5 protein-coding genes and 1 pseudogene are annotated in these 6,726 nt (G+C 72.9%); 5 read left to right on the top strand and 1 reads right to left on the bottom strand.

What is annotated here, in order from left to right:
• Positions 1–173: 173 nt before the first annotated feature.
• Positions 174–485, bottom strand: coding sequence for an ANTAR domain-containing protein (locus GKQ77_RS24260; protein ID WP_258021866.1), 312 nt, complete (start codon positions 483–485; stop codon positions 174–176).
• 461 nt (positions 486–946) lie between these two features.
• Here GKQ77_RS24260 and snpA point away from each other — a divergent pair, with 461 nt between their 5' ends.
• The 5 genes and pseudogenes from snpA to GKQ77_RS24285 all read left to right on the top strand — a co-directional run.
• Entirely contained in the window at positions 947–1,660 is a 714-nt protein-coding gene (gene snpA, locus GKQ77_RS24265) for a snapalysin (protein WP_219691055.1), read from the top strand.
• A 124-nt stretch (positions 1,661–1,784) separates the two neighbouring features.
• Positions 1,785–3,701 (top strand): transglycosylase domain-containing protein, encoded by a 1,917-nt coding sequence (locus tag GKQ77_RS24270; RefSeq protein WP_219691056.1) that lies wholly within the window; start codon positions 1,785–1,787, stop codon positions 3,699–3,701.
• Positions 3,702–3,771: 70 nt separating this feature from the next.
• On the top strand, positions 3,772–4,638 hold the full coding sequence (locus tag GKQ77_RS24275; RefSeq protein ID WP_219691057.1) for a MerR family transcriptional regulator: 867 nt from the start codon (positions 3,772–3,774) through the stop codon (positions 4,636–4,638).
• Between the two features lie 98 nt (positions 4,639–4,736).
• Positions 4,737–6,512: a trypsin-like serine peptidase gene (locus GKQ77_RS24280; RefSeq protein ID WP_219691058.1), complete on the top strand. Its 1,776-nt coding sequence runs from the start codon at positions 4,737–4,739 to the stop codon at positions 6,510–6,512.
• A pseudogene (locus GKQ77_RS24285) lies at positions 6,509–6,726 on the top strand (hypothetical protein); the annotation flags it as partial. The gene GKQ77_RS24280 and the pseudogene GKQ77_RS24285, both read left to right, overlap by 4 nt.

Raw genomic sequence — 6,726 nt, forward strand, 5'->3', positions numbered from 1 at the left:
GGGTGGTTCGGCGGGGCGGGCCCGGGTACCCGGGGTGCCAAGCGCAGGAGGCGCCCGGGAGTTTCCTGCGACAGGCTCTCCTCGTTGGAAACGCAGCGTGGAGAGCTGCCCCTAACCTTGTTCTCCGATACCGCCGCCGACCTCCACCTTTCCACTGCCCACGCGTACGCCCGTCACGCGCTCGGCTCCGAGCACTCGGAGACCTCCTGCGCGCGGGACAGGCTCGCGTCCAGCTCCCTGCGGATCTCCTCCGGCAGGTCGCCCGCGCAGCCCCACGCGACTATGAGGTCGGCGACGCGGGTCAGTTTCATGTTGGTGTGCTGGGAGGTCTCCCGGAGCACGGTCCAGCCCTGCTCCGGGGTCAGCCTGCCCATCGCCACGACGATGCCGATCGCCTGGTCGATCGTGGCGTGGGATTCGACGGCCCGCTCCAGCTGGTCGACCTTGCGTTGCAGCTCGACGACCTTCTCGCCCTGCTGAGTCAATTTTTCCGGTTCGTCCGGTTGTGGTCGTTCCGGATCCACGTCTGATGACGTCACTTCGCCTCCGGGCGGGGATAGGGGCCAGCGCCAGAATGCCATGGGCCATTCGGCGGGCACCACAATTCCTTCACGTCCGGACCGCGTGCGGGCCCGGGGGTGCGGGTGGCCCGAGCGGCCGGCGGGCAGGAAGCCGCCGGGGCGGACCGCGCGTGCCGAGCGCGCGTGCCGAGCGCATATGCCCCGCGAGCCACCCGGGGGCCGCCGGAGAGCCGTCGGAGGGCCGCGACCCCGCGTACGTGACATCAGCAGGGCCGAACGCCTTCAATGGGCCCTGCCCGTACGGCAGTTGATGTCGTTGAGCTATCACCTAGTGGCATCGGGGCAGTTTCGCCCGCCCGTCCCGATACTCGTCCCGACCGGAGGCCGCACCCGCAGGCCTCCATCCCGGAAGGGACACACCCCACATGAACAGAACCCGTACCGGCGCCCTCGCGGCCCTCGGCACCGCGGCGCTCGTGGCCACCCTGACCGCCCCCACGGCGTTCGCGGCCCCCGCACCCGGCGTCGACAAGAACTCCGGGCAGGCCTCATCGGCGTACAGGACATCCTCGTACACCTCGTCCTCGCACACCACGTCGTCGTACAACGGCGAGAACCAGGCCGCCAACCGCCAGTTCTTCGAAGCCGTCATGAAGTCGGCGCTGAAGAAGCAGGCGGCGAAGCCCGGCATCCAGGCCGTCACCGTCACCTACAGCACGCGCCGGGCCCCCAGCTTCCGCAGCCAGATAGCGCAGAGCACCCAGATATGGAACTCCTCGGTCAGCAACGTGAAGCTCCAGGAGGGCAGCTCGGGGACCGACTTCGAGTACCGCGAGGGCAATGACTCGCGGGGCTCCTACGCCTACACCGACGGGCGCGGGCACGGTTACATCTTCCTGGACTACCGGCAGAACCAGCAGTACAACTCCCTGCGCGTGACGGCCCACGAGACCGGGCACGTCCTCGGGCTGCCCGACCACTACTCGGGCCCGTGCAGCGAGCTGATGTCCGGGGGCGGGCCCGGCCCGTCCTGCACCAACGCGCGGCCCAACGCCCAGGAGCGGCAGCGGGTCGACAGCATCTGGGCCCGCGGGGTCGCCGTCCTCAAGGATCAGGGCGAGCTGACGAAGATCCGCTGAGTCCGGAACGGGGCCTCCGTGGCCGGGCCGGATCCGCCGGATCCGGCCCGGTCCCGCCGTCTCGTACCGCGAGAAAAGCGGAATCCGGCCCAACCCGGCCGCGCGTGGCGCACTCTCCCATGACATGGGTACTCATGCTCAGGAGAAGCAGTCGCGCCGCGGCCGACGTCGCCGTCTCGTGGACTACCCGCGCTCCGGCCGCACAGGCGTACGCCGCTGGCTGCCCTCCTGGCGCCAGCTGCTCGGCGGCACCTGTCTCGTCGTGCTCACCCTCACCCTGCTCTTCGTCGCCGTCTACATCAGCGTGGACATCCCCGACGAGAATGAGGCGGCCCGCCGCGAGGCCAACGTCTACTACTGGTCCGACGGGACCCAGATGGTGAGCACCGGCGAGGTCAACCGGCAGATCGTGGAGCTGGACCAGATCGCCCCGTCCGCCGTGAAGGCCGTGATCGCCGCCGAGAACGAGACGTTCTACGAGGACTCCGGCGTCTCCCCCACGGGCCTGGCCCGGGCGGTCGTCAGCATGGCCGGCGGCGGCGAGACCCAGGGCGGCTCCACCATCACCCAGCAGTACGTGAAGAACACCTACCTCTCGCAGGACCAGACCGTCACGCGGAAGGTGAAGGAGTTCGTCATCGCGCTGAAGGTGGACCGCAAGAAGAGCAAGGCGGAGATCCTCAAGGGGTACCTCAACACCAGCTGGTTCGGGCGCGGCGCGAACGGCATCGAGGCGGCGGCCCACGCCTACTACGGCATCCCGGCCAAGAAGCTGGACCCCAGCCAGGGCGCGATGCTCGCCGCCCTCCTCAAGGGCGCCGAGCTGTACGACCCGGCGGGCGGCGCGGCCAACCACCGCAGGGCGCGCGAGCGCTGGGCGTGGATCCTGGACCGCCAGGTCGACGTGGGCCTGATGACGAAGAAGGAACGCGCGAAGTACCGCACCTTCCCCGAGCCGCGCAAGCAGTCGCGCAGCACCAGCCTCGGCGGCCAGACCGGCTATCTCGTCGACATAGCCAATCGGTACGTCAAGCAGCACACCGGCCTCACCGACGAGGAGCTGGCCCGCGGCGGCCACCGGATCCACACCACCTTCGACAAGGACAGGACGCGCCGCCTGGAGCGGGCCGTGCGCGGCGTCCTGCGGCGTGACCTCGCGCCGAAGACCCGCGCCGCCGACCGGCACGTACAGGTCGGCGCCGCGTCCGTACGCCCGTCCGACGGGGCGCTGGTGGCGCTGTACGGCGGGCCGGACGCCACCGAGCACTTCACCAACAACGCGGACACCTCCGGCGTCCCGGTCGGCTCGGCGTTCAAGCCGTTCGTGCTCGCCGCCGCGCTCCAGCACGGGGTGTCCGTACGCGATGAGCCGCTGCGCCAGAGTGCCCTGCTCGACAGCCACTACGCCGCCGACGGCACCCTGAGCCGCGCCGACGGCGAGCCCGACCGCGACCACCCCACTCTCGGCGCGGCCCTGCACTCCGGCGGCAACGCCACCTACGTACGCCTCGGCACGGACGTCGGCCGGGAGCGGGTGCGCAGGACGGCCGTCGACGCGGGGCTGCTGCCGCAGAGCATGGCCCCGCTGGAGCCGGCCTTCTCCGTCGGCACGTCGACGCCGAGCGCGATCCGGATGGCCACCGCGTACGGCACCTTCGCCGCCGGCGGGCTGCGGCACGCCCCGTACTCGGTGACCAAGGTCGTCAAGGACGGCACGAGCCTGCCCGGTCTGGAGCGGCCCGCCCCGGGGCGCGCGATGGACGCGGGGGTGGCCCGCGAGGTCACCGACGCTTTGCGCGCGGGCGGCAAGGACGTCGGCCTCCCGGGGGTGGCGGCGGGCCGCACGGGCGACCAGGACCGGCTGCGGACGGCGTGGTTCGCGGGGTACACGAAGGAGCTTTCGACGGCGGTGACCCTCTTCCGGGTGCGCCCGGGCGAGCCGGGGCTGCTGCCGATGTCGGGCGTCGGCGGGGAGAAGTCGCGGCGGGGGAACGTGCTGCCGCCGCGGATCTGGAAGGCGTACGCGGGTACGGGGCGTTGACCTTGCCCCTGGGGCAGACCTCAGAGTCTGCGTCGTCGGGCCGACCGGCCCGGTGACGGAGGATGTACCCGTGATCGCGCGACCCCAGGACGAACTGCTCTCCATCGGCGTGTTCGCCGCCCGCGCCCGGCTCTCGCCGAAGGCGCTGCGGCTCTACGACCGGCTCGGGCTCCTTGAGCCCGCGCATGTCGACGAGGTCAGCGGCTACCGCTACTACCGCGAGGACCAGATCGAACAGGCCCGCACGGTGGCGCTGCTGCGCCGGCTCGACATGCCGCTCGCGGACATCGCCGGGATGGTGCGGCTCGACGGGGAGCGGGCTGCGCGCTCGCTCGACGTCTACTGGGCGGGGATCGAGGAGCGCTTCGCCGAACAGCGGACGCTCGCGCACTACCTCCGTGGACGACTTTCGGGAAGGAACGCCGAGTTGTACGCGACATTCGAAGTGAAGACCGTGGACGTGCCGCGGACGCACGTCCTCAGTGAGACCCGGCACGTGGTCGCCGGGGAGCTGCCCTCCTGGATCGGCTCGTCGGCCGAGCGGCTGGAGAAGGCGGCCGAGCGGTGCGGGGGCATGCCCGGCCCGCACTTCGTCGTCTACCACGCGGAGGTGACCGAGGAGAGCGACGGGCCCGCCGAGTCGTGCGTGCCGGTCGCGGACGCCGAGGCGGCCCGCGCCTGGGCGGCCGGGCAGGGGCGCTCCTCGGACGCCAAGGTCCGCCTGGAGCCCGCGCAGCGGCTCGTCTACACGCGGATCACCAAGGCGCAGGTCGGCTATCCGCAGATCATCGCGGCCTACGACGCCGTGGAGGCCTGGGCGGCCGAGCGGGGGCTCACCGTGACGGGGCCGTGCCGCGAGGTGTACTTCGCGGACTGGGAGAGCAGTGGTCCGGAGGATGAGGTGTGTGACGTGGCCCTCCCGGTCGCGGTCGGATAGCCCCGAGCCCGGTCGCCCCGAGGGGAGGGGGAAGAAGCACCTGCCTCCCCATGCAGCCCAGGCGTCATTGCCCTTCCCCGCGCCTATCCTGAGGAAGCATGGGGGACGGGGACGGTAAGCAGGGAGCAGCGGCCGGGGGCGCCAACCCCGTGGTGGATCACGGGAGTTGGCGCGTCCGGCTGCGGCGCTGGGCCGCGTCGGGGAGCGGCGACGTGCTCGGCGCCGGGGTGCTTTTCGGCAGCGATCGCGTACTGACCTGCGCCCATGTGGTCCGGGACCCGGCGACGGGCCTGCGCCCCGATCGCGTCCAGGTCGAGTTCCCGCTGCTCCAGGGGCTGACCCGGACCCCGCACCGCACCGCGACCGTGGCGGCGGGACACTGGGTGCCGCCCTTCGGCAAGGCGCAGGGAGACCTCGCGGTGCTCGTCCTGGACGAGCCCGCGCCGGTGGTGTCGCCGGTCAGGCTGCACCGCACGCTCGACTACCGGGGTGCCCCGGTCCTCATCGACGGCTTCCCCGAGTACCAGTCGGGCGGCCAGTGGCTCACGGGCGCCTGCATGGGGCCCGGCGGCGAGGGCGACGAGCGGGTGCAGATCGACCTCGCGGGGGCGGGCAGGCTGCGCGGCGGGTTCAGCGGGTCCGGGGTGCGCGAGGAGGGCAGCGACCGGCTGCTCGGCATCGTCGTGCAGGCCGACGAGAGCGGTGAGCACGGGTACATGATCCCGGCGGCGACGGTCGCCAAGTACTTCCGCCGGTTCGCCGAGCGGTACGTGACCGGCCCGCACGCCGTCCCCGGCCACCGCGTCGTCCCGGCCGACGCGGCCCGCGCGGCCCGCCCGCACGGCCTCCAGCGCTCGGTGACCCGCTGGCTCAACGCCGACCCGGAAGCCTGGGACACCGAACTCCTCTTCATCGCCGACGCCGACGAGCGGGCCAGGCAGGCGCTGTACGTCGTCCTGAACATGGCCGACAGGGAGCAGGCGCCCCAACTGGCGGTCAGCCCGATGGAGTTCGATGCCCCGGACCCGGCGCCCCTGCTCTCCCGCGCGGGGATCGCCCCGCGCGTCGGGAGCATCGGGCTCGTACTGGACCTGGAGGGCGTCGCGCTCGACGAGTCCGGGTCGCCGGACGAGCTGCGGGAGGCCCTTGCCGTGCTGCGGCACGAGTTGCGTCACGCACGGCACACGAGCCCTCCGCGCCGCCCCGCCGTCGCCGTGCTGTACGCCGACCGCTCCCCCACCGAGCCGGCCACGGCGGTGCGGGTCCTGCGGGAACTCGCCGACGGCGGGGCGCGGTTGCTGCTCGTCGCCCGTGACGGCGCGCACGGTTTCGCGTACGCGGTGGCCGAGCATCTGCTGCCCGCCGAGCGGGCCGCGCAGTGGCTCCAGCGGATCGGGGCCCGCGTCGACGTGCTCGCCGACACCGAGCGGCGCGCCCGGCGCCTCTTCCACCGCGTGGAGCCGCATGTCGTGGACCCGCCGGTCGCCACCGCGTACGCGGCGCGGGCCGCGCTGTGGACCGTGCAGCTCAGCGACGAGCTGCGGCCGCTGCCCGGGCGGGGCGGGCCCCGCTTCCTGGAGAAGCTCAGCTACGCCGAACAGGCCGTGGACACCTATCTGTTGCGGGCCGAGGCCGCCGAGAGCGAGCTGCGGGCGGTGCTCGACGCGCATCTGCGGTTACGCGGACTCCTCCGCGACCACCTGGCGCGGCTCGCCGGGCGCGGCCTCGCCGAGCATCCTGACGCCGTCGGCCCCTACCGCGAGGCGCAGCGGCTCCTGATGGCGGGGCCGTGTCCGCTCGCCGACGCGGAGCGGGCGGTGGAGGCGTTCGCCCGGGTGGTGCGGCGGCTGGCCGATGCGGAGGGTGACGCGTGACGCCGGTGAAGTCCTGCCCGCACCCCGGCTGCGCAGGCACCGTCACGCCCACCGGGTACTGCCTGGCCAGCGGTGAGCGCGTGGACCCGGCGACGGGGCGGCACTCCACGGAGCCCGCCCGCGCCCCGGCTCCGGGCCAACTTCCGGCTCCGCTTCCGGGCCCGGCTCCCTCCCCGGCTCCGGGCGCGGATTCACCCCCGTACACCTCCATCGA

Source organism: Streptomyces anatolicus, from assembly GCF_019400875.1.
GTDB lineage: Bacteria > Actinomycetota > Actinomycetes > Streptomycetales > Streptomycetaceae > Streptomyces > Streptomyces anatolicus.

What these genes read in the sequence shown, in the direction of transcription:
- snpA (WP_219691055.1), top strand. Translation starts at nt 947, where the DNA reads ATGAACAGAACCCGTACCGGCGCCCTCGCGGCCCTCGGCACCGCGGCG.
- GKQ77_RS24270 (WP_219691056.1), top strand. Translation starts at nt 1,785, where the DNA reads ATGGGTACTCATGCTCAGGAGAAGCAGTCGCGCCGCGGCCGACGTCGC.
- GKQ77_RS24280 (WP_219691058.1), top strand. Translation starts at nt 4,737, where the DNA reads ATGGGGGACGGGGACGGTAAGCAGGGAGCAGCGGCCGGGGGCGCCAAC.